At 62.6% G+C, this 22137-nt stretch carries 19 protein-coding genes and 1 riboswitch; of the genes, 6 read left to right on the top strand and 13 right to left on the bottom strand.

What is annotated here, in order from left to right:
- Positions 1-243 precede the first annotated feature (243 nt).
- Positions 244-1128 carry an alpha/beta hydrolase gene (locus VEJ16_02365; protein ID HYB08498.1) on the top strand — a complete coding sequence of 295 codons (885 nt, stop codon included), beginning with the start codon at positions 244-246 and terminating at the stop codon, positions 1126-1128.
- Between the two features lie 33 nt (positions 1129-1161).
- On the opposite strand, the gene VEJ16_02360 is transcribed toward VEJ16_02365, so the two are convergent.
- Entirely contained in the window at positions 1162-2217 is a 1056-nt protein-coding gene (locus VEJ16_02360) for a hypothetical protein (protein HYB08497.1), read from the bottom strand.
- Between the two features lie 144 nt (positions 2218-2361).
- Positions 2362-3723: a mechanosensitive ion channel domain-containing protein gene (locus tag VEJ16_02355; protein ID HYB08496.1), complete on the bottom strand. Its 1362-nt coding sequence runs from the start codon at positions 3721-3723 to the stop codon at positions 2362-2364.
- A 203-nt stretch (positions 3724-3926) separates the two neighbouring features.
- Positions 3927-4141, top strand: a riboswitch (cobalamin riboswitch).
- 102 nt (positions 4142-4243) lie between these two features.
- On the opposite strand from VEJ16_02355, the gene VEJ16_02350 reads away from it, so the two are divergent.
- The 4 genes from VEJ16_02350 to VEJ16_02335 all read left to right on the top strand — a co-directional run bounded on the left by VEJ16_02350 (position 4244) and on the right by VEJ16_02335 (position 8402).
- Positions 4244-5299, top strand: a complete 1056-nt coding sequence (locus tag VEJ16_02350; GenBank protein ID HYB08495.1) for a HoxN/HupN/NixA family nickel/cobalt transporter — start codon at positions 4244-4246, stop codon at positions 5297-5299.
- Between the two features lie 134 nt (positions 5300-5433).
- Positions 5434-6045, top strand: coding sequence for a LysE family translocator (locus VEJ16_02345; protein HYB08494.1), 612 nt, complete (start codon positions 5434-5436; stop codon positions 6043-6045).
- 104 nt (positions 6046-6149) lie between these two features.
- Positions 6150-7010 carry a DMT family transporter gene (locus VEJ16_02340; GenBank protein HYB08493.1) on the top strand — a complete coding sequence of 287 codons (861 nt, stop codon included), beginning with the start codon at positions 6150-6152 and terminating at the stop codon, positions 7008-7010.
- Between the two features lie 294 nt (positions 7011-7304).
- On the top strand, positions 7305-8402 hold the full coding sequence (locus tag VEJ16_02335) for a glycosyltransferase (protein HYB08492.1): 1098 nt from the start codon (positions 7305-7307) through the stop codon (positions 8400-8402).
- Positions 8403-8467: 65 nt separating this feature from the next.
- On the opposite strand, the gene fliD is transcribed toward VEJ16_02335, so the two are convergent.
- The 7 genes from fliD to VEJ16_02300 form a co-directional block, all read right to left on the bottom strand.
- Positions 8468-9928: a flagellar filament capping protein FliD gene (gene fliD / locus VEJ16_02330; GenBank protein HYB08491.1), complete on the bottom strand. Its 1461-nt coding sequence runs from the start codon at positions 9926-9928 to the stop codon at positions 8468-8470.
- A gap of 281 nt (positions 9929-10209) precedes the next feature.
- The gene (locus tag VEJ16_02325; GenBank protein HYB08490.1) at positions 10210-12453 is read right to left on the bottom strand and encodes a xanthine dehydrogenase family protein molybdopterin-binding subunit; all 2244 of its coding nucleotides are present in this window, start codon (positions 12451-12453) and stop codon (positions 10210-10212) included.
- Between the two features lie 17 nt (positions 12454-12470).
- On the bottom strand, positions 12471-12950 hold the full coding sequence (locus tag VEJ16_02320) for a (2Fe-2S)-binding protein (GenBank protein HYB08489.1): 480 nt from the start codon (positions 12948-12950) through the stop codon (positions 12471-12473).
- Positions 12951-13150: 200 nt separating this feature from the next.
- Positions 13151-14467 (bottom strand): O-acetylhomoserine aminocarboxypropyltransferase, encoded by a 1317-nt coding sequence (locus VEJ16_02315; protein ID HYB08488.1) that lies wholly within the window; start codon positions 14465-14467, stop codon positions 13151-13153.
- Positions 14468-14498: 31 nt separating this feature from the next.
- Positions 14499-14996 (bottom strand): CoA-binding protein, encoded by a 498-nt coding sequence (locus VEJ16_02310; protein ID HYB08487.1) that lies wholly within the window; start codon positions 14994-14996, stop codon positions 14499-14501.
- A gap of 49 nt (positions 14997-15045) precedes the next feature.
- Entirely contained in the window at positions 15046-15867 is an 822-nt protein-coding gene (locus tag VEJ16_02305; GenBank protein HYB08486.1) for an enoyl-CoA hydratase, read from the bottom strand.
- A gap of 205 nt (positions 15868-16072) precedes the next feature.
- Positions 16073-16474, bottom strand: coding sequence for a VOC family protein (locus VEJ16_02300; protein ID HYB08485.1), 402 nt, complete (start codon positions 16472-16474; stop codon positions 16073-16075).
- A gap of 49 nt (positions 16475-16523) precedes the next feature.
- Between VEJ16_02300 and VEJ16_02295 the strand changes: the two genes are divergently transcribed.
- Complete coding sequence (locus VEJ16_02295) at positions 16524-17036, top strand: MarR family winged helix-turn-helix transcriptional regulator (GenBank protein HYB08484.1); 513 nt, start codon at positions 16524-16526, stop codon at positions 17034-17036.
- Positions 17037-17093: 57 nt separating this feature from the next.
- On the opposite strand, the gene VEJ16_02290 is transcribed toward VEJ16_02295, so the two are convergent.
- From VEJ16_02290 to VEJ16_02275, 4 genes are all read right to left on the bottom strand, one after another.
- Entirely contained in the window at positions 17094-18347 is a 1254-nt protein-coding gene (locus VEJ16_02290; protein HYB08483.1) for an MFS transporter, read from the bottom strand.
- 28 nt (positions 18348-18375) lie between these two features.
- The gene (locus VEJ16_02285) at positions 18376-19197 is read right to left on the bottom strand and encodes a putative hydro-lyase (protein ID HYB08482.1); all 822 of its coding nucleotides are present in this window, start codon (positions 19195-19197) and stop codon (positions 18376-18378) included.
- A gap of 100 nt (positions 19198-19297) precedes the next feature.
- The gene (locus VEJ16_02280; protein HYB08481.1) at positions 19298-20098 is read right to left on the bottom strand and encodes a crotonase/enoyl-CoA hydratase family protein; all 801 of its coding nucleotides are present in this window, start codon (positions 20096-20098) and stop codon (positions 19298-19300) included.
- Positions 20099-20279: 181 nt separating this feature from the next.
- Positions 20280-22137 (bottom strand): autotransporter outer membrane beta-barrel domain-containing protein (locus VEJ16_02275; GenBank protein ID HYB08480.1); only part of this gene is annotated, 1858 nt, incomplete at its 5' end.

Below are 22137 nucleotides of genomic sequence, written 5' to 3'. Positions count from 1 at the left end.
CGGTGCGATGCGCGGACGCCTTCCCGATCCGGGAGAGCGCAAGCGGATGATCGAATTCATCGACAGCCTCTGACCGATAAAGAGTGCTGAGCGCGACCGCGGCGTTCCGCTCGTCCTGCGATCATGACGGACGTGCCGTCGGTTGTTATCATGGGTTTGGCACGGGTTTAGGGTAAGTGACGGAACTGCTACGATTGCCGCGCCTCAAGCGGCGTAATCGCCCCGACGACACCGGATCGGATGATGGAACCGGCCGAAATCGAAGCCATCCGCACATTGCTGGGTTCGAAGCCGCGACCGGCTGGATGGGTGGAGCGCCGGCAGCGTATCGATGAAGTCGGTGGGGTTTGGCCGGTCGCCGAGGATGTGGCGCTCGCGCCCGTCGATATCGACGGGATCCCAGGCGAGTGGTCGACCGTTCCCGGCAGCGACAGCGCCCGTGTCTTGATGTATTTCCACGGCGGCGGCTATTGCTCGGGTTCGATCGTCAGCCATCGCCGCATGGTGACAGAGGCGGGACGGGCTGCCGGCGTGCGCACGCTCGCCGTCGCCTACCGGCTGGCGCCCGAGCATCCGTTTCCCGCCGCACTCGACGACGCGCTCGCGGCGTGGCGTTTTCTTTTGCGCCTGGGGATTGCGCCGGAACGGATCGCGGTCGGCGGCGACAGTGCCGGTGCGGGACTGGCGATGGCTCTCATCCTGCGACTGCGCGACGCGAATTCGGCCTTGCCGGCGTGCGCTTGGCTCGTATCCCCCTGGGCCGACCTCACGATGTCGGGCGCGACGCTCGTCACCAAGGATGCGGTCGATCCCCTCATTCACAAGGCTTATCTCGAAGAGCTGGCCGACGCCTTTCTCGGGGGTGCTGTGGACCGCAGGGACCCGCGGGTGTCCTGCTTATTCGCAGATTTAAGGGGCATATCGCCGACGCTGATACAGGTTGGATCGGCCGAAACGCTCCTCGACGACGCCGTGCGACTGGCGGCGGCAGTAGGCGAAGCCGACGCGGTCGTGACGCTCGAGATTTGGCCGCACATGATCCATGCATGGCACCTGTGGAACGCGCATCTGGAACCGGGACGCCGTGCCCTCGCTCACGCGGGCGCTTTCATTCGCACGTACCTTTGAGCGCGTACCGCGCGACGTCGAACGCCCGTTCGCCTAATGGGTTGGGTACCAGCCGCCGCTATTGTCGGGCGGCTCGCCGGTTTCGGGACCGGGGACTATCTGCTGCGAATTGTTCATCCAATAATAAGTGTGTGCGGTCGAAACGGACGCGCAAGTGCCGGTGTCGCTGCATACGGTCTTATTGCCGCTCGTATCCGCTGGCTTTACCACTCCTGAGGATGGCGTGAAGTCGTTCGGGTGATTGAGGCTTGCGGCAGCCTGCTGGCCGGCGCGCGCCTGCACATTACGCAATAGCGCGTTCTGTTCGCCTAAGACGTGACCGGTCACCTTGGCGACTTGGGCGTTGAAGCGCGCTTCCCACGCCCTGTCGTATTGGAAGGTTGCAATCAGCATATTCATCACGGCATTGCCGAGCGCCGCCCGGGCGGGGTCGGTCGTCGTGTAGGCGGCGAGAAGCGGGACAGTCCACATCGAAATTCCCACGCCATTCGGCGGGGTAGCGAGAACGCTGCCGACCTCGACTTTGCCTTCCCGATTCTCGCATTGGAAGGCGACATCGGCGGCGCGCGCCGAAACGCGCGGATGATATTGCGCGTTCAGCGCCTCGGCGCCTACGGCGAGCCCACGGCCTACGTCGGGCAGCTCCTGCACATTGAGAATGTGCGCGTCACGGCATTGCCGGAGGATATATTGATGGGCGAATTGCGCACCCGGCATGTAACGCATGAGTGTTACGGCCATCGGCGAGTTGGGGCCCGCAGGAATGGTTTGGCCCTCGCGCATCCCCATCCGAAGGCGTGCGGCGTCCGGCACCTCGAAAGTGCCGATACTGTAGTCGCCAAGAAAGGCATGCACCACGCCATCCGGCGAACGCACGTCAACTGCGCTGCGCGGATCGATCGCACTCGCCCGCCGCATGCCGCCGCCGACCGTCCAACCCTGCGGCACACGGACAGTAAAGGCGCCTTCGATCGGATCGCGCCACGTGACGAAGCTGATGGAAGGTTGTGGCGGGCCGGCGGTGCGCCCCTCATTCGACAAGGGTAAAGTCGCCACCAAAGCCGCCAGGGCAAAAGCGGGCGCGCGCATACGTCCCTCCGAAGACGAAGTGTGCGTTATCCTGCCGTTGAGCCGTGCTTCATTTTAGCCGCGCACGGCGGGAGCCGTCCATGCCGGTCAAGGGGCACGGCGGTGCCGCGGACTTTTTCTACGTTGTCGCTCTGCCAATGTGCGTCATTGCCCCGCGAGTGGCGCTTCATTCGGGGCCAGCAAGGTCTTGAGCGATTGAGCGCCCATTTTCAGATAAATGTCGCGCTTCGCATGCGGCATGTCGATGCCGTGCTCGCGGAAAAGGTTCCAGATCTCGAGCAAAACCTCGCTTTGGATGTTGTGCACCCCATTCTTGGCGTCGCGGATCCAAAACCGAAGCTCCAGTTCGATCGCACTCTCGCCGAAGGCCATTACGACGGCGTTCGGCGGCGGTTGGGTAAGCACGCGAGACGAACGCCGTGCGGCTTCCTTCATCAGCATCAGGACCTGATGCGGGTCAGCGTCGAGGGGTGCGCGCATCGGCACCTTCAGCCGGACGAGCTCATGCTGGTGCGTCCAGTTAAGCACTTGCTGCGTGATGATGTCCTCGTTCGGAATGAGGTACTCCATCCCGTCGCGCGTTTCGACCGAGACATAGCGCGCACCGAGCGAGGAGACCCAGCCATAGGTCTTGCCCACCTGGATCACGTCGCCCGGCTTGATCGACTTGTCGAGGAGGAGAATGATCCCGCTGAACAGGTTGGACACGGTCTTTTGCAATCCGAAGCCGATGCCGACGCCGATCGCCCCGGTGAAGACGGCGAAAGCGGACATGTCGATGCCGACGCTTGCAAGCGAAATGACCACGGCGAGGGTCACGAGCGTGAGCTTGAGAATCTTGCCGAGCAGGACTCGCGCGGTCGGCGTCAGATCGGGAAATCGCGTGATGCGGCGCTCGAAGAGCCCCGACGCCAGCATCGAGAGCCAAAGCAGGATCGCAAGGGAGAGAGCCGCCTTGATGACGGTAAGAAGGGAGATCCGCAAGTTGCCGGCTTGAACACCCGCACTGTCGAGAAGTTGAATCGTCGGCCCGAGAAGGTCCAGGATGTTGAGTGCGGTGAGCGTCCAGGCGGCCACCGCGATCATTTTGGCGAGTGCCGGATAGGGAACGAGGTCGGCCGCGATTCTGATGATCAGCCAGGCCGCCAGCAGGTTCGCGCCGATCCGCGCGATGCCGACCGGCCAACCCATGGAGCGGCCGAAAACGATCGCGAGCCACATGCCCGCCAGCCATATCGTGGGCGCAAGAAGGGGGCGCGCGAGGTTTGCAATCCCCACGCGATGACGGCCGATCCAATCGGCAGGTCCCCCGTGGCCTTCCGCCGATACGCGCTCGGCCCAACCGACCAGCTCGCGCTCGAACGTGCGCGTGAATAGCCATGCCACCACACAGGTAAGGATCACGGCCGGGATTTGGATCAGGTTTGTGAAGACAAGCTCGTCGCTAAACCAATGCTGCGCCGAGGTCTCGACTCGAGCCACGTAGCCTTCGATGTCGCCGAACATGTCCATGCCCTCCCGGGGGTGCCGGATTTTTCCCCAGTCTCATTGTTTAGGGCAGGGAAAAGCACCCCGCAGCCTCGATCTGACCGCCTCATGTTAACACGATCGGCCCCTGCGAGCAGGGGCCGGTGGACCGGCCCCCGTGATATGTCTTGGTTCAGCGCGACTCCATTCGCGGGACACCTTGTGCCGCGGCACATCCTCCGATAACGTCCGGGCGTGATGGTTCCCCGACGGATGGACTCCAGGGGATTAATAGGGAACACGGTGCGGACGACCCAGAAGGGGCCTAAGCCGTGGCTGCCCCCGCAACTGTAAGCGGCGAGCTTGTCGCCAAATCCGACCACTGGGAAAACCGGGAAGGTCGGCGACACGCAGCGACCCGCGAGCCAGGAGACCTGCCATCACGAGCGGTGACGCGATCTGCGGCGGGTTGGATCGATGAGACAATCCCATAGCCATGCGATTGAACCGTCGCAAGCGGTGACCGCTCCGTGTCAACCACATGCGAGGGGCATCGGTCATGCTTGGCATCATCTCGAGGATCGGCGACGACGGTACTGAAAATCTGCGCGGCCGGATCGTCGGTATCTATATCCTGCTTATTGCCGCTAACCTGCTGGTCTGGTTCTGGGCGTTTGCCGCACTCTACGACTATCCCATCCTGCTCGGAACGGCCGTGCTCGCCTACACGTTCGGACTGCGGCACGCGGTTGACGCCGATCACATCGCTGCCATCGACAACGTCACGCGCAAGCTGATGCAGGAGGGCAAGCGGCCGATCGCCGTCGGCTTTTTCTTTTCCCTGGGGCATTCGGCCGTTGTGATCCTGATGTCCGTGGCGATCGCGATTGCGGCCACGACCGTGCAATCCCGGTTCGATTCATTCAAATCCGTTGGCGGCGTCATCGGTACGTGCGTGTCGGCGTTCTTTCTCTTCGTGGTCGCGATCGTCAACCTGCTCATATTCGTGTCCGTCTATCGGACCTTCCGATCCGTGAAGCGCGGAGAAAAGTTCGTCGAGGAGGATCTGAATATCCTTCTAAACAGCCGCGGCCTCTTGGCGCGCATCTTCCGTCCACTCTTCCGAATGGTAAGTCGGAGTTGGCACATGGTGCCGATCGGATTCCTTTTCGGCCTCGGCTTCGACACGGCGACCGAGGTTGCGTTGTTCGGGATATCGGCGGCTCAAGCCTATAGCGGCACATCGGTCTGGGTGATCCTGGTGTTCCCGGCACTTTTTACAGCCGGCATGTCGCTCGTTGACACGACCGACAGCATCTTGATGCTCGGCGCCTACGGCTGGGCGTTCATGAAGCCGGTTCGCAAGCTCTTTTACAACATGACCATCACACTGGTGTCCGTACTGGTGGCCGTCGTCGTCGGGGGGATTGAGACGCTCGGCCTGATGGTCGACCAATTCAATCTTCAAGGCGCTTTTTGGGACGCGGTCGGCGATTTGAACGACAATTTTGGCCTGCTGGGTTACGTCATCATCGGGGTGTTCGTTTTCAGTTGGATCGCATCCATCGCGATCTACCGCCTGCGAGGTTACGACCGGATCGAGGTTCGCACGTAATTCGCCCTCAAGCGGCGGGCGCGGTCGTCACGCGAGGGCGCTTCAACGGCCGGAACCGTGCCAGTCGGTATTTGGAAACCGAACCATCTCGACGGATCGCGCGTGGCGAAATAATCTATCGAGGGAGATGGGCCATGACCTTTGCCGCGCTGACGATTTTTGCTGCCGCGTTGCTCGTAGCCGCTGGCTCGCCCGGACCGAGCATCGCGGCCCTCATCGCCCGGGTTCTGACCAACGGCTTTCGGGATGTCTTGCCGTTTCTGGCGGCCATGTGGGTCGGCGAAGCGATCTGGCTGACCGTCGCCGTTACGGGTCTCGCCATTGTCGCCAATACCTTCGCAACCCTCTTCGTCGTCATGAAGTTCGCCGGTGTGGGATACCTCTTATTCCTCGCCTGGAAGATGTGGTCCGCTCCATCGACGTTCACGGGCCGCGCGACGCCGGTCAGTGCAAAGCCGTGGCGGATGTTCTTTACCGGCTTGATGGTGACACTCGGCAATCCCAAGATCATGGTGTTCTACCTCGCACTCGTGCCGACGATGATCGATCTCGGCCGCTTGGATTTTCTTGCTTGGGGCGAACTCACGCTCACGATGCTAGCTGTCCTGATGGCGATCGATCTTGCCTGGGCGCTATTCGCGGCCCGTGCGCGCCGCCTTCTGACGAACCGTCGCGCGGTCCGGGTCGCGAACCGATTGAGTGCCGCCGTGATGGTGGGCGCCGCGGTCACGATCGCGGCTGAGTGACGGATACCCCTTTTAGCCACCTCGATGCAAATTCAGCTCATCTTGGCCTCGCAATGACCGCCTCAAATCTTGCCTCACCGCGTCAGCGGCACGTTCGAGGCGTCGTGCTCGTCTTACTTTCGGCGATCTTCTGGGGTGCCGCGGGCCTGTTCGTGCGGCTTTTGCCGTTCGATATGTGGACGATCGTGTTCTGGCGCGGGGTTTTCGGCACATTTTTCATCGGTTGCTATGTCTTCTGGCGCTTTGGTCCCAACACCTTCCGCGTCGTCCGCCAAATGGGACCAGCCGGCGTTCGGATCACGATTTTTTCGACCGGCGCCATCATGCTGTTCGTTCCGGCCCTCCAGAATACGAGCGTCGCCAACTGCATGACGATCTATGCGGCATTGCCGTTTTTCACGGCAGCCATCGCATGGGTCTGGATCCGCGAACGACCGTCGCCTCGCACCTTGGCGGCGAGCCTCGTCGTCATGCTGGGTATTGGCATAATGCTCGGTCCAACGACGGCCGGGCCGCGTCTGGGGGACGTGCTGGCGGTTATCGCAACAGCGACGATGGCGCTCATGACGGTCGCAATTCGCCGCAGCCGAAACGTGGAGATGCTTCCGGTTGCCTGCTTTTCGACGATCATAAGCGCCCTGATCGCCTTGCCGTTTGCCGGGCATCTGTTCGATTTGACGATGAGGGACTATCTCGCCGCGGCAGGTTTTGGATTGGGCCCGATGACGCTCGGCCTGATGCTCTTTGTCATCGGCTCGCCGTTGATCCCGGCGACCCTGGCAGCACTCATCGGCACGCTCGAGACGCCCATCGGGGCGCTTTGGGCGTGGGTCGGCGTTGGCGAAGTACCCGCGACGGAGACCTTTATCGGCGGTGCCGTCGTAATGTGCGCGGTATTCGCACACCTCCTGCTCGACCGACGCGCGAACGGCCGCATCCCTCGCGAAATCCGCGCCGACGCCTGACTTTATCACTGGCCTCGGCTTTGATGTCGAACCCATCGACGCAAAGTGCGGTGGTGGAGCGCCTCGACGCATTCCAGCAAACGCTTGGCCTCCGGATGCGCTTGGCGTGCGGGCGCGTGTAGGCGGCAATGTCATCGCGCAGGGCGGACGGCCGTCGGGCGTACCAGTGATTGACCGAATTAGGGGTGCTGCGCGTGAGCATCGTAGCGGCGGCAAGTCGGGGAACGTAATGGCGAAAGGGCTCCGCTCGGCGCTGAGGGAATCCGCGGCGGAAGCTTCGGTGAGCTGACGGCGATGGCTAGTCTACTCGACGCCATAGCGCAGGTCGAAAAGGGAGAATTGTCGGCGGCGAGGGCCATTTGCCTGCAGATCCTGAGCAACTCGGAAAGCCCCGAGGTCTATGGACTGCTTGCTGAGATCGGAAGGCGAGATCGCGATTTCGAAAGCATGGTCCACCATGCTCGGAGAGCGGTCGAGCTAGCACCTCGGGTCGCCGACTACCAATACTTTCACGGCCTGGCACTTCTCGAAACCGGTGCCGTCGATGCGGCGGTCGAAGCATTGGATCGCGCCATCGATCTGCGCCTCGGCCACGAGGCCGCCCAAGGCGCACTTCGCACCGCCTTGTCACGCCGCGCACGGTTCGAGGAGCGATACCTCGTCTCGATCATCACGCCAACCACCGGTTCCGCGACACTCGCTCGCGCCATCGAAAGCGTTCAAGCCCAGACTTATTCCGGACTGGATCACTTCGTCGTGGTCGACGGGAGGGAAGGCGAGGTGGCCGCGCGTGCTGCCTTACCGCGCACGCCGCGCCGTCCCTGTCATCTTGTAGCGCTACCCTTCAACACCGGTGCCGACGGATTCAAAGGCCATCGCATCTACGGTGCTGCCGTTTATCTTGTGTCCGGCCGATATGTCGCATTTCTCGACGAAGACAACTGGTTCGAGCGGCACCACATCGAGAGCTTGATGGCGTTGGTCGAGAGCCGAGGCCTCGAATGGGCTCATGCGCTGCGCAACATCGTCGACAGGGAAGGCCGATTGGTCACTCAGGACGATTGCGAGAGCCTCGGAAAATGGCCCACATGGATCGATCCCGCCGCTCACCTCGTCGACACGAACTGTTATCTTTTGCGACGCGATATTGCGGTCCAGTTCAGTCCGCAATTTCATCGCCGGTCGCGCGACATCTTTTCGCCCGATGCCATACTATGCAGTCATCTGCTCAAGCAGCGGCCGCACTTCGACACCAACGGCGACTACACCGTCAACTACACTGCCGGCAGCGGGCCGGATTCCGTGAGCGCCGAATTCTTCGTGCGAGGCAACGCGGCGATGCGCAAGCGATATCCGAACGGCTTTCCCTGGCGTCGAACGTCGCGCACCTGAGAGGCGCTTTCATGCCGCTAACGGCATTTCGAAATCCCGCGTTTCAGGAATTTCGCGAATGCGTGCTAAGATGTGGGGCCGGGAACAGGCAACGGCGACGTGGGGGCGACGGGCGTGCCTGCATCCGCCGAGAGTGCGTTGGCAAGCGAGGGATCGCTTTGGGCGAGCGCCAATACCGCCGCGGCGGTGAGTTGGCCTGAATTGGTTTGGCCTGACGTGTTTTGTCCCAACGCGGACTGTCCGGACAATAACGATGTGGGGTCGAGGATTGAAAACGGCGATGCCGTACTCGTGGAACTCGACTCCGCCGACAGGAAATCGGCAAGCGACGGACCCCGGCACATGATCGCGGCAAGCGCTCGCGTTTGCGATTCAATGTTGCCATCCGGACCCTCGAATCCGCCGATCGCCTGTTGCATGGCCGCCGACGCCTGAGCAATCACCGCGTTCGTGCCGGCCGGATCGGATGCGTAAGCCGACTGCAGCGTTTGTGCGTCGACCGTGAGGGTGCCGTCCGATTGGGTCGTGATCCCGATGTCCGCAAGGCTCTTTCCGCCGCCGAACGTTGTGGTCGTAATTGCACTCAGCGCCTCGGCGAGGCCGGATGCCACACTCGAGTCCGCGTTCAATTCTCCGCCCGATCCGATCGACTGGTCGATGCTCTGTACGAGCGAATTGAAAGCGCTTGCGAGGCCGCTCGCTGCCGCCGCAGCCTGCTGCTGGCCGAACGGGGCCGATACCGTCATGGTGCCTTGGGCTGTGAGATTTGACACGACGCCGGGGGCGATCGGCACATTCTGGTTCGACGGATAAGTCTGCGCGATACCATTCACGGTATATGCCGCATCCTGCGCCGTCGCGGTCATCTCGAGCCCACCGGTCGACGCCGTGGTCGGATCGTAGCTGAGTGCGGGGATCCCGCCGACGGTGAAGGCGTTGGCGGCACCCGTATCGTTGCCGGCGATGACAAGCCGGTCGTTTCCATCGCTACTTTGCACAACGGATGCCGTCACACCGGCATTTGCCTCGTTTATAGCGCTCGCGATGCCGTTGAGGGTGCCGTCTTGAACGTCGACGACGACCGGCGATCCATTGGCCGTAAAGCTGTTGGTCGCGGCGTCATAGGCGCCGAGCTGGATCGTGAGCGCGCCGGTCCCCACCACGGTTTGGTCGGCATCCGGGTATTCGGCACTCATCAGGCTTTGCGCCTGGGCAAGCTGCTGAACGTCGACGGCGTATTGCGTCGGGGGCGGAGCATCGTTGCTGGCATCGATCGTCAAGAACGGGTCCGTCTGGTTGAGCTGGCTGAGCGTCTGGCCGGCTTGATTGACCAACTGACCGAGCTGGTTGTAGCCGAGGAGCGCACTCTCGGCCTGTTGCTGACCGAGCGAAAGAAGATAGGCCGGGTCGGATCCAAGCCCCGTCGCGGTTGACGACGTCTGAGTGGATCCGGACGACGTCAGGCCCTCGGCTTGCGTCGAGAGCAGCGGCAGAAGGGGGGAGCCTGAAACGCCGGCAACGGACATGTTCCTATTCCCTAGGCGAAGCGTTTTCACGCCGCACACGCACTATTGCGACGGACTGAGCAAAAGCGGGGCCACAGCGGTGCGGGACTGCGCAAAACGCCGAACGGCGCATGAGAAGCGCTTCGCGCGCGTGTACCTTCGCCGTCGGATCGGCCGTCAATGGTCAAGTTTGCGATGCGGCAGAGGAAGCAAAAGATGCCGCTCGGCAAATCCTGCCCATGTCGGGATCGAACGACGATGCATCCAACGGCTCAGCGATCGGGCGCTTGAACGGATGCGCGCTATGCTTGTTTGAGTTCGGCAGGATCGATAGGCAGCTTACGAATCCGTTTGCCGGTCGCCGCGAAGATCGCATTGCAGAGGGCCGGAATCACCGGCGGCAATGCTGGCTCCCCGAGACCGGTCGGGGGATGGTCGGTGGTCAGGAAATGAACCTCGACCGGGGGCGCCTGATCGATGCGAAGCGGCTTGACCGTGTCGAAGTTGCTTTCAACCGTGCGGCCCCGCTCGATAGTGATCGCCTGGCCGAGTGCGGCACCGATACCGTCGAGGGCCGCACCCTGGACTTGGTTTTCCGCATTGCTGGGGTTGATGATTTGGCTCCCGACATCGGCCGCGATCCACACTTTGTCGACCTTGACGCTACCCGAAGGTGCGACGGTTGCTTGCACGACCTCAGCGAAATAGCCGAGGTGGCTGAAGTAGAACGCAACACCCATTCCGCTGCCCTTGGGCAGGTTGCGCTTCGCCCAGTCGGATTTCTGCGCAACGCGTTCGAGCACCGCGCGCATGCGGCCGGTATCGAAGCTGCGCAGTGGATTTTTCTGTGGGGAGAGATCGGGCAGGGCGCGCGGCTCGCCTAACAACGCCAGGCGGAACTCGACCGGGTCCCTGCCCGCGGCATGGGCCAGCTCGTCGATGAAGGCCTGAAACGCAAAAGCCATCGCGTTCGATCGTGGTGCGCGGAGCGGGCCCGTCGGCACACCGAAGGGCAGGATCGACATGCCGTAGTCGAGATGCTCGACGAACCGTGCAGGAAATTCGCCGGGATCCATCGTCGCGGAGTCCGCGACCTGGTCGCCTTGCCCGAAGGTCACGAAATGGTCGCGCAAGGCGATCAGCTTGCCGCTCGCGTCCACACCGCCCTTGAAGAAATGGAAGCCCGCCGGCCGATAGAAGTCGTGCTGGATGTCGTCCTGCCGGTTCCAAAGCAGCTTTACGGGAGTGCCCGTTACCCTGGATATAGACGCGGCCTCGGCCATGAAGTCGCTGCGCAGGCGACGGCCGAAGCCCCCGCCGCACCTTGTCATGCGCACCGTGACATCGCTCACGGCGATGCCCAGGGTCGACGCAACCAGCTCCGCACCGGGTCCCGGATTCTGAGTTGGCGCCCAAAGCTCGGCCTTCCCGTCATGAACGTGCGCCGTGCAGTTCTGAGGTTCGAGCGAAATATGGGCGAGGAACGGATAGGCGTAAGCAGCCTCGACGACATGCGCAGCACCGGCGAGTGCGGTGTCGACGTCGCCGTCCCGGCGCAGCGATTGCGCAGGGGCGGATTTGGCGAGTTCCGCCGCTCGGCGTGCAAATTCGACGCTACTGTCCGATGCGGTTACACCCTCGTCCCAAACGACTTTAAGCGTCTCCCGCGCACGATTGGCCGTCCACCAGCTCTCCGCCACGATGGCAACACCGTCGACGAGCCCATGGGGATCGGTCCCGCCCTTCACGATAAAGGCGTCGTGAATCCCCGGAAGCGCTTTGATCGCGTCGATGTTGGCGCTCACGATCCTGCCGCCGAAGACCGGGCACTTTTCGAAAACGGCGTGAAGCATGCCGGGAAGTTTCACGTCGATGCCGAACAATGGCTTTCCCGTCACCACGAGCGGGCTATCGATGCCGTGGATCGGTTGGCCGATGATCTTGAAGTCCTTCGAGTCCTTGAGGGCGACACGCATCATGTCCGGTGCCGGCAGGGATGCCGCCTTTGCGGCAAGGGCGCCGTACCTCAGTTTTCGCCCGCTTGCCGAATGGCTGACGATGCCCGACGCCGTTCTGCATTCCGCGGCCGGCACGCCCCAGGTCTCGGCGGCCGCGGCGACGAGCATCTGCCGACCGGCCGCGCCGACGCGGCGCATAGGTTCCCAGTTGAGCGGCGTCGCCATGCTGCCACCCGCGAATTGGCGGCCGTATTTTGCCGGATCGAGCATCGCCTGTTCGATCCTCACGTTTGCCCAATCGACGTCCAATTCCTCGGCGATCAGCATCGGCAGCATCGTCTTGATGCCTTGGCCGATCTCCGGGTTCTTCGACATGATGGTGACGATGCCGTCGGGTGCGATGCGAACATAGGCGTTGATGGCGCTGGCGCTTTCATCGGGCGACGATGAAGCCGCCGCGGCGCGCGCCAATGGCGGGAACGTCGCGTGCAGCAGCAAGCCGCCGCCGACAGCAGCGCTGACTTTAAGGAAGCCGCGGCGAGATGTGCTTCGCTGAAGCATCGATGCGGATAAGAGATTGGCGCGCATGGTCACAGCATCCTCCCTCACAGGGTCCGCATGTCGGCCGTGCGCATGCCTGCGGCCTTCTTGATCGCGGCACGGATGCGCGTATAGGTGCAGCAACGGCAGACATTCCCGCTCATCGCCGCATCGATGTCCTGGTCGGTCGGATGCGCCGTCTTCGACAGAAGTGCCGTGGCGGACATGATCTGCCCGGCTTGGCAGTAGCCGCATTGCACCACGTCGACGTCGAGCCAGGCCGTCTGCACACGCTTGCCCACGGACGTGTCGCCGATTCCCTCGATCGTCGTCACCGCCGCTCCGCCCACGCTCGACACGGGCGTCGAGCAAGAGCGAACAGGCTCGCCGTCGAGATGCACCGTGCAGGCGCCGCACAGGCCGGCACCGCAGCCGAATTTGCTGCCTTTCAAGTCCAGAACGTCGCGCAACACCCAAAGTAGCGGCATGTCAGCGTCGACATCGACCGTGCGAGCGACGCCGTTTACTTGAATTGTGAAGGTCATGGGATCATCCGATTAGCGACAACACTTGCAATTTGCGACAACGCTCACGCCCGCGCGTCATCTTACGACGCCCCGGCTCACGCGAATTTCCTCTATATTAATATTGTCGCGAGCGTCTCGGCCTGCCTTCAAATCTACGTTACCGGAACCTGACGACGGCCTTTTATGCGCCGGCACTTGGCGGTGTCGCGTGGGGACGCTTACTCGGCGGCCTTCTTCCCGCGTCGCAGAGCGATGGCAAGCGCCTGATCGAGGTCGCGGATGAGGTCCTCCACGGTCTCGAGCCCGATCGAGAGGCGAACGACATCCGGCCCGGCGCCAGCAGTGGCGCGCTGCTCGTCCGTCAGTTGGCGATGGGTCGTCGAAGCCGGGTGGAGGATGAGGGAGCGGGTGTCGCCGACGTTGGCGAGGTGCGAGAATATCTGCACGTTCTCGACCACCCTGACACCGGCCTCGTAGCCGCCCTTGACCCCGAAGGTGAAGACCGAGCCGGCACCCTTGGGCAGATACTTCTTCGCAAGCTCGTAATAGCGGCTCGATTTGAGGCCGGCATAGGAAACCCACGCGACCGCCGGGTGGCCTTCGAGATAATCCGCGATCTTTTGCGCATTCGAAACGTGGCGCTCCATGCGCACCGGAAGCGACTCGATGCCGGTCAGGATCATGAACGCGTTGAGCGGAGAGAGCGACGGCCCCAGGTCGCGCAGGCCAACGGCGCGCGTCTTCATCGTGTAGCCGAAGTCGCCGAAGGTCTCGTAGAAGGTGAGGCCGTGATAGGCGGGGTCCGGCTGGGTCATGGTCGGGAATTTGTCGTTTTGTCCCCAATCGAACTTGCCCGACTCGACCACGATGCCGCCCATCGAGGTGCCGTGCCCGCCGAGGAATTTGGTCATCGAATGGGTCACGATATCCGCACCCCACGCGAGTGGCTGCGAGAGATAGGGGCTGCCGATCGTGTTGTCCACGATGAAGGGAATGCCCGCCTCGTGGGCGATCTTGGCAATCGCTTCGAGATCGATCACGACCCCGCCGGGGTTGGTGAGCTGCTCGCCGAAGATCGCCTTGCATTTGGGGGTGAGGGCGCGACGAAAGTTTTCCGGGTCGTGCGGGTCGACCAGATGCACGTGCCAGCCGAATTTTTTGAAGGTGTGGACGAATTGCGTAATCGAGCCGCCATAGAGATAGCGCGAGGAAATGAACTCGTCGCCCGGTTGCATGAGGGAAAAGAGGGCGAGGAGCTGCGATGCGTGACCGGTCGCACACGCGACCGCACCGCGCCCGCCCTCGAGGTTCGCGACACGCTCCTCGAGGACCGCAACGGTCGGATTCGTGAGGCGCGTGTAGATATAGCCGAAGGTTTGAAGGTTGAAGAGCGAGGCGGCGTGATCCACATCGTCGAACACGTAGGCGTTGGTTTGGTAGATCGGCGTGTTGCGCGCACCCGTGACGGGATCGGGCTGCGCCCCTGCGTGGATCGCACGGGTCTCGAAGCCGTAGGCGTCGTTCCTTTTTGTCATGCCCGATACCCTTCCCCGGATTTCCTGCCGCTCACGCGATGAGCTTGCGCCGCTTGCTCGAGATGATGCCGGAGTTGATCCCGCTCCAGGACAGCTCGCCCGAGAGGCGGCCGAATTCGATCTTCATGCATCGGTTCATCACGACCTTGAGGCCTGCTCGCTCGGCCTTGGCGGCCGCCTCGTCGTGTCGGACGCCGAGCTGCATCCACACGACCTTGGCGCCGATCGCGATCGCATCGTCGACGATCGGCGGTACCGCTTCCGATCTCCGGAAGATATCGACGATGTCGACCTTGACGGGGATTTCTTTGAGATTCGCATAGACTTTCTCGCCGAGGATTTCCTGGCCGAGTGCGACCGGGTTCACGGGAATGACGCGGTAGCCTTTGGACTGAAGGTATTTCATCGCGAAGGAACTCGGCCGGTTCCAGTTGGGGGACGCCCCCACCATGGCGACAACACGGTTGTTCTTCAGGATGTCGAGGAGGTATTCGTCGGAATAGTTTTCGCGGTCGATCACGTCGCTCATGGGTCTCTAAACCTCGGCCGTCGGGTGAGGGGAGGGGGACGGATGCCGCTCAACGTCCCTTCCAATCGGGAGCGGGCTTCTTCGACGCGAACGCGTCGATGCCGTCGGCGACGTCCTCGGCCATCATGTTGCACGCCATCACCTCGCCCGCATAGTCGTAAGCCGCGGCGAGGCCAAGCTCGCTTTGCTTGTAGAACATGGCCTTGCCCATCCGGACCGCGACCGGCGATTTGGAGATGATCTTCCGGGCGAGCGTGGCGACCGCCTCGTCGAGCGCTTCGGCCTCGACCGCATGGTTGACGAGGCCGCGCTCGACCGCTTCGTCGGCCGATATGAATTCGCCCGTCATCAGCATTTCGAAGCTCTGCTTGCGCGTCACGTTGCGCGTGAGGGCCACGGCGGGGGTCGAGCAAAAAAGGGCAACGTTGATGCCAGAGGTCGCGAACTTCGCCGCCTTGGACGCGACCGCAAGATCGCACTGCGCGACGAGCTGACATCCCGCCGCAGCCGCGATCCCGTGCACGCGGGCGATGACGGGCTGGGGCAGGTGCGTGATCGCCTGCATCATGCGCCCACATTTTGCGAAGAGGGCGCGGTAATAATCCTGATCCCGCCTTGCGCGCATCTCCTTGAGATCGTGCCCGGCGCAAAAGGCCGCACCGTTCCCCGCAAGGACGACCACACGCACCTGCTCTTCCTTCGCGATCGCCTCGAATGCCGCCAGAAGCTCGTCCAGCATGGCCTCCGACAGCGAGTTGTATTGCTTCGGACGGTTCAGCGTCAGCGTGGTGACGCCGTCCGCGTCCTTGCGGAGCAGTATCGGCTCGTTTGCGAGACCAACCGGTGCAGTTTTCGTTGCGGCAATGCTCATGACGCGCGGACCCCATCGTTTCGCTCGCGTTAATATACCCTTCAATTCCGGAGGGGGAATAGGGAAGGGGCGCTGAGAAGCGTTACGGCGGGGCGTACCCGAAAACCGGGCTCTTCGAAGTGTTGCGAATTATGGCGCCTTTCCGGCCCCGTGGTCGGGCCAGGGGCGTGAGCTTGTTTTCCGGATTGGCGCCATTCGCTTCGCTTTAATCGCGCGCTTTTGGCTGCAGCATGCTCACGCGATTGCCTTCTGTGTCGAAGAAAGAGACGTACTGGCCAATACCCGGAATTTCCATCGGCTCTCCCAGCACTTTCCCACCCGCTTCGCTCACGCCCTTCATCGCCGCTTTTATGTTTTCGACCGCGATGACGACGGATGGGTATTGCGCCGGCCACTCAGCCTTTTTGGGGTAGAATCCACCATTGATTCGGCCTGGTTCCTTGGGGGCGCACCCGTTCATCTCAGCCGTCGTGGCAAGTACGTAATTACCCATCTCTTCACCCAGCATCTCGGTCTGCCAGCCGAAGACGGTCCGGTAGAATTTAGCCATCCGATTCCGCTCTTCGTAGGGCATCTCGAAATGCACGACTGAACTCATCTTGGTCATATCCTCCTCCGTCTCTTGACAAATACGTTGATATCAACATAATTAACCCATGTCAACGCGCATTTCCACGCGAGCGCCAAGGCGAACGACGGTGCGATCTTCTTTCCCGTTCGAGAAGACGATTGAGGTCCGTAGTAGCTGCCTTTGCCTCTATGTGCAGCGTGCTGCCCGTGCGCTGGCGCGGCGGTTCGATGGGGTCTTTCGCCCACTCGGCCTCACCCACGGTCAGTTCTCGTTGCTGATGTCGTTGAACCGGCCCCATCCGCCGGTAATGGGGGAAGTCGCGGCACTCCTGGGAATGGACCGGACCACGCTGACCGCGGTCCTGAAATCGCTTCAACGCCGTCGCCTCGTCGAGGTCCGGGTCGACGAAATGGACAGACGCAGCCGACGCCTCGTCCTCATGCCCGCGGGTCGAGCACTCCTCGCCGCGGCATATCCGCTATGGAAGGCGGCCCATGGTGCGATCGAGGCAGCGCTTGCTTCCAAGGATCCAGCGCGACTGCGCGCGGATCTCGGTCAGCTCGGCCTCGACCCCCTGGCCGAGAACGGCGGGTCGTAAGCGACATCCGGGGCGCGCTCGGTTGAAAGGTCACTTAGCCCGCTGACGGATGGATCGTCAGGAAAGCTCGTTCCCCGTTTCCGGGCCGGTTCTCGCGATTTTAACGAGCCCGAGCGATATCGCGGCACAGACAGCACTTGCAGCAGCCAAGGCAAGGGCAAGGCGATAGCTGCCGAACATGTCGAAGAGGAACCCGCCGGCATAGGATGCGGCGATCCCGGCGATGCCCCACGCGGTGTTGATACGGCTGTAAACGATCGTCAAGCTCTCGATTCCGTATAATTTCGTGACAATGATGGGGTAGGCACTCGCCATCCAGCCATAGCCCACGGCGGCAAGTGCCAGGCCGGCGGCGGCCATGGCGGGGTCGGGAAGGACGGCGACGAGAAGCACGCCGGCGCCGCCGAGAATTTGCAAAAGGCTCGCCTGTCGCGTGGGCGAGCCCTTATCGCCCGCCCAGCCGCCCGCCAATCGGCCCGCACAACTGCTCGCCGCGACGAGGCTCACCGTGAAAGCCGACAATTCAGCGGATTGACCGACCGATTGCGCGATTGCGGCCGCGTGCCCAAGCACCAGCAATCCCGTGAGACTGCTGAACAGCACGCCGGACCATAGCAGCCAGAATAAGCTGGCCGTTCGACGGCCCGGTTCCATTGGAACGCGATGATTGACATCGCGCGCTGACGCCGAGGCAAGCAGCATGGCGACGACGGCAACGCCTATTGGCACCATCAGAACCCCCGTGGCGCGAAGAGTGCTTAGGGGTCCCACGTGGGCAATTCCCCAGCCGAACAAGGGGGCGGCGATCAGCGAGCCTACCGTGTACGATGTGACCGCGAATCCGGTTGCCAGGCCCGGCCTATGGGGCATTGCATCTTGTGCGGTCTCAAGGCTGAGCGCATAGCCGATGCCGTTCGCGATTCCGAAGAGCGCACCGAAGCCGATCCACACGGCCCAAAGGGAAGACCAAAGACCGGACAGGCCGATGCCGCAGGAGGCAAGCAGAAAGGTAAGTGCTGCCAAAACAGGGCGGTCGTAGCGGCGCCGAAGGAGCGCCCCGGCCAACAGGCCCAGCATGTATCCAGCGGTGGCGATCGAGAACACTGCACTCACCGCCGCCCGGGATTGGCCGAACAGGTTCTGCAACGGGTCGACGAAAACGCTCCACGCGAAGAGCGTTCCAATCGAAAACATCATGAGGGTCGCTGCGGCAAGTGCCGCACGCCGGCCCGGGCGCGGTTGTGGCAATGGCATGTATTGGATGCTCTGCTTGGCTCGGCTCGACCGATCGTGAAAGCGGTGCTCGCTCACCCGGAAGGCTTCGTTCGTTCGGATCGGCTCACGAGGATGAAACCAGGTCCGCGTTTTGGATGTCCGTCACGAGCATATGGCCGGGAAAATGCGTGATCGAAAGGGGCGGACGCGCTCGTTCGAGGGCGAGTTGGGGTGTAACACCGCAGGCCCAGAAGACCGGCAGCTCGCCTGGCTCGAGGTCGGGCGCGTCGCCGAAGTCGGGTTGCGTCAGATCGTGGAGGCCGATCGCTTCGGGGAATCCGATATGGATGGGTGCGCCGTGCACTTTCGGATAGCGCGACGTGATCTGAACGGCGGCGATGGCGTCTCTCGGCTTGAAGCTGCGCATCGTGACGACCATTGGGCCCTTGAAGCGTTCCGTCGCAACAGTCTCGATATTCGTCACGTACATGGGCACGTTTTTGTTCGCATCGATGTGATGGATCTTCAATCCTGCATCGAGCAGCGCATGCTCGAACGTGAATGAGCAGCCGAGCACGATCGTGACGAAATCGTCGCGCCAAAGATGGGCAATGTCGGTCGGCGTTTCGACTTCCACGCCCTCGCGGAATACGCGGTAGCGCGGCACGTCGATCCTGATGTCGATGTCCTCGCCCAAATGGGGCAGGGACGGCGAGCCCGGTTCGCCGACGGCCAGCACCGGGCATGGCTTGGGATTGGCCTCGCAAAAGCGCAAGAACTCTTCGGCCCACCCGAGCGGCAGGATCACCACGTTGCCCTGCACCGATCCTGGCGCCAAGCCAGTCGTGTGACCCGTGTATTGTCCGCGGCGGATTGCAGCCCGCAACGCTTTCGGCGTCTCCAGCGACTTTATATCGGCGAGCGAATATGTACCGGCCGCGTCCACGGCATCCCCCGACCCGGTGCACCACGTCGCGAGGATTTTAGACGGGGTCGACCTCGAGCGTAAGAACAGTTTGCCCGAAGCAGGCGCTAAAGATCACCCCTCAAATCTCCCGAAAATCGCCATGCCTTCCCTTGCCGCCCGCAAAGCGTCCAGCACCCATGACCGATTCGGCGCGGACGACGGGGAGGCTGCCCGCGAATTCGCTGCGCATGCCCTCCATCAGGGAGAGGCCCTGCTGGCGATAGACCGAAGCACGGTCGGCGCGCACGCACTGCTGCGGAAAGCGAGCGATTTCCATGGCGAGCGCTTCCGCCTTGGCACGCGCCTCACCGTGGGGGACGACATATTCGCACATGCCGATGCGCAAGGCTTCCTCGGCGGGCACCTTTCGCCCCGTGAGGATGATTTCGAGGGCGCGGCCCATGCCGACAAGGCGCGGCAGGCGCACGGTGCCGCCATCGATCAGCGGCACGCCCCAGCGCCGGCAGTAAATGCCGAAATATGCGTCCACCGCCATCACCCGGAAGTCCGCCCAAAGTGCGAGTTCGGTGCCGCCGGCGACGGCCGGCCCCTCGACCGCCGCAATCACCGGCTTGGACAGCTCGAGCCGGGAGGCACCCATGGGACCGGGCGGGATCGGCGCCTTTCGGTCGTCGGAAAATACGATCTCGTCGGTCCAGTCCGCGCCTTCCCCCGACGAAAGTGCTTTGAGATCGTAACCCGCGCAGAAGCTACCGTTGTCGCCGTAGAAAACGGCCACCGCCGCGTCCGGGTCGGCGTCGAAGGCGAGGAACGCGCGATGAAGCGCGCGGGCTTGGGTTGGATCGACGGCGTTCTTCACCTCGGGCCGGTGCATGACGATTGTCGTGACCGGCCCGTTCCTCTCGATCTTGACGGTCATCGGGCGCTCCATCGGTGGCAATGCTGTAGCAGCCACACTAGGACATGCGCTCGCAAAATTCACTGAATGTCAGTCCGCCTTGCCACTGAATGCGAACATTCGGCAGCGTGAATGGCAATTCCGATAAATGACAGGAAGGGACACTTTGGCCAGCCAGATTGCCCGGCACGACTGAATGCCCTCACCAAGTGTAACGAACGCCAATATCGCCTTTCACGCCGTCGCGGCGGGCGTCGCTTGGAGAGATGGCGAATTGATAACCCGCCTGTGCATAGAGGCTAAAACTCGTGTTGAGCTTGACCGTCAATCCGCCCGCGAATTCGAGGCGCGTCGCCTGCTCATCGAGCGGCACTTGGTCGACGCCCGAGAAGGTCGTCGTCGCCCGCGCATCCCAATCGCGCCAGACATTGGCTCGCGCATAGGGCTGCCAGACCTGCCCGTCTTCGTCTTCGATGGTCCACTGACCGCGCACGCCGAGTCGCCCCGTCGCACCCGAGGTCGTGCCGAGTGCCACCTCGCCCAACCCGTCATTGCCCTGTTGAAAGCCGACATGCTGCCAGATGATCTGCGCCTGCGGCTCCAGCACGAAGTGCGGCCCGAGCGGGAGCGGCACGGGATAGCCTGCCTCGAGCGAGACGGCAAAGCCGTTGCCGACGGTCGGCAGATTGGCGAACTCGGTCGTGGCATTCCCTGTGTAGTGCGTGCCTTGCAGAACGCCGTCGAGATACCAATCGCCCGGGCCATAATGCGTCCAGTAAAGCCCGCCGGAATAGGAATTCAACGCGACCGATCCCGTGTGGCTCTGGACGTACGAGTTCGCCGCCGCATTCGTGACCAGACCGTTCACGCCCATGTTGCTGTTGCCATAGGCGAAGTAAGCGCCCGCGACATCGCGGTGGTCGGCGATCAGATCTCCGCGAAAGAGATCGTAGCCGAGCTGGAAGCCGACCAGCCGGCCGTCCGCACTCGGATTGGCGAAGGCCTGGTAGTGGTTTTCGATTTGCTGCCCGAAGAAGCGGCCCCAGGCGGAACGCCCCGAGCCACCGAAGTCGGTACCGTCATTCGCCGGCGATCCCGTATTCGCGAGGGTGAGCGTGTCGCCGATACGCTCATGCAGTGTGCCGAGCACGGTGAGACCGAGCTGGCGAGCAATCGGCTGCACCACGCCGTAGGTCGCAAGCTCGGGCCCGATTATCGGGTAGACGCCGGGCGGCAGAGGATCCGGCGGCGGGTCGGGCGGGAGCGGCCCTGGCTCCGGCGGCTCCGGCGGTATGGGCGGTACCATAATGCTCGAACGCAGGAACCAGTCATTCGGGTCGCTGCCGTTAAGCCCTCCCTGGAACAACTCGTAGTCGATATCGCCACCGCGCGCCTCGCCGGCGAGCGCGAACGCACCCGTCGCGGTGGTTGCGCCGTTGATTGCCTGCACGACCGGAATACCATTGGCCTGAGTTATCGCCCCAAGGCCGCCGGCGTTATTGATATGCACCGATGTGTTTCCGGTTCCGGTACCGCCGCTGATCACCAACTTATCGGATGGCGAGTTGTCGCTTCCGAGCACGGTGTTCAGATTCAGCATGCCGCTGGCGCCGACATAACTGCCCTGAACCAGCAGAATGTTCCCGACGATCGGATCGGAGGCAAGGTTCACCGTACCTCGATTGAGTAGCGTGCCGATAATGGTGAAGGTGCCGATAGGCATGCCACTAAATCCCGGCGTTGCGTTACCGGCTACGACGGTGCCGTCATTGGTGACCGATCCAGTGACGCTGCCATATCCGCCGAACGTGGCGCCTTGCGCGACGTAAACAGGTCCACCGCCGGACAGAGCGGCACTGGGATGTGAAAGGTCGCCGACGATTATGGTGCCGCCACTTACTGTGGTGCCGCCGGAATAGGTATCGTCACCATTCAAGGTCAATGTGCCCAAGCCGACTTTGATGAGCGAACCACCCGCGCCACCTGCCGCTCCACCGTCGGCGATGACTCCGTCAACCTGCGTCGACAGATCGTTCAGGCCGACCGTCAATTGCTTTGAG

This window comes from Alphaproteobacteria bacterium, from assembly GCA_035625915.1.
Classification (GTDB): Bacteria; Pseudomonadota; Alphaproteobacteria; order JACZXZ01; family JACZXZ01; genus DATDHA01.
Note: the sequence above shows the minus strand (reverse complement) of the source record. Positions and strands in the feature narration are given on the sequence as shown.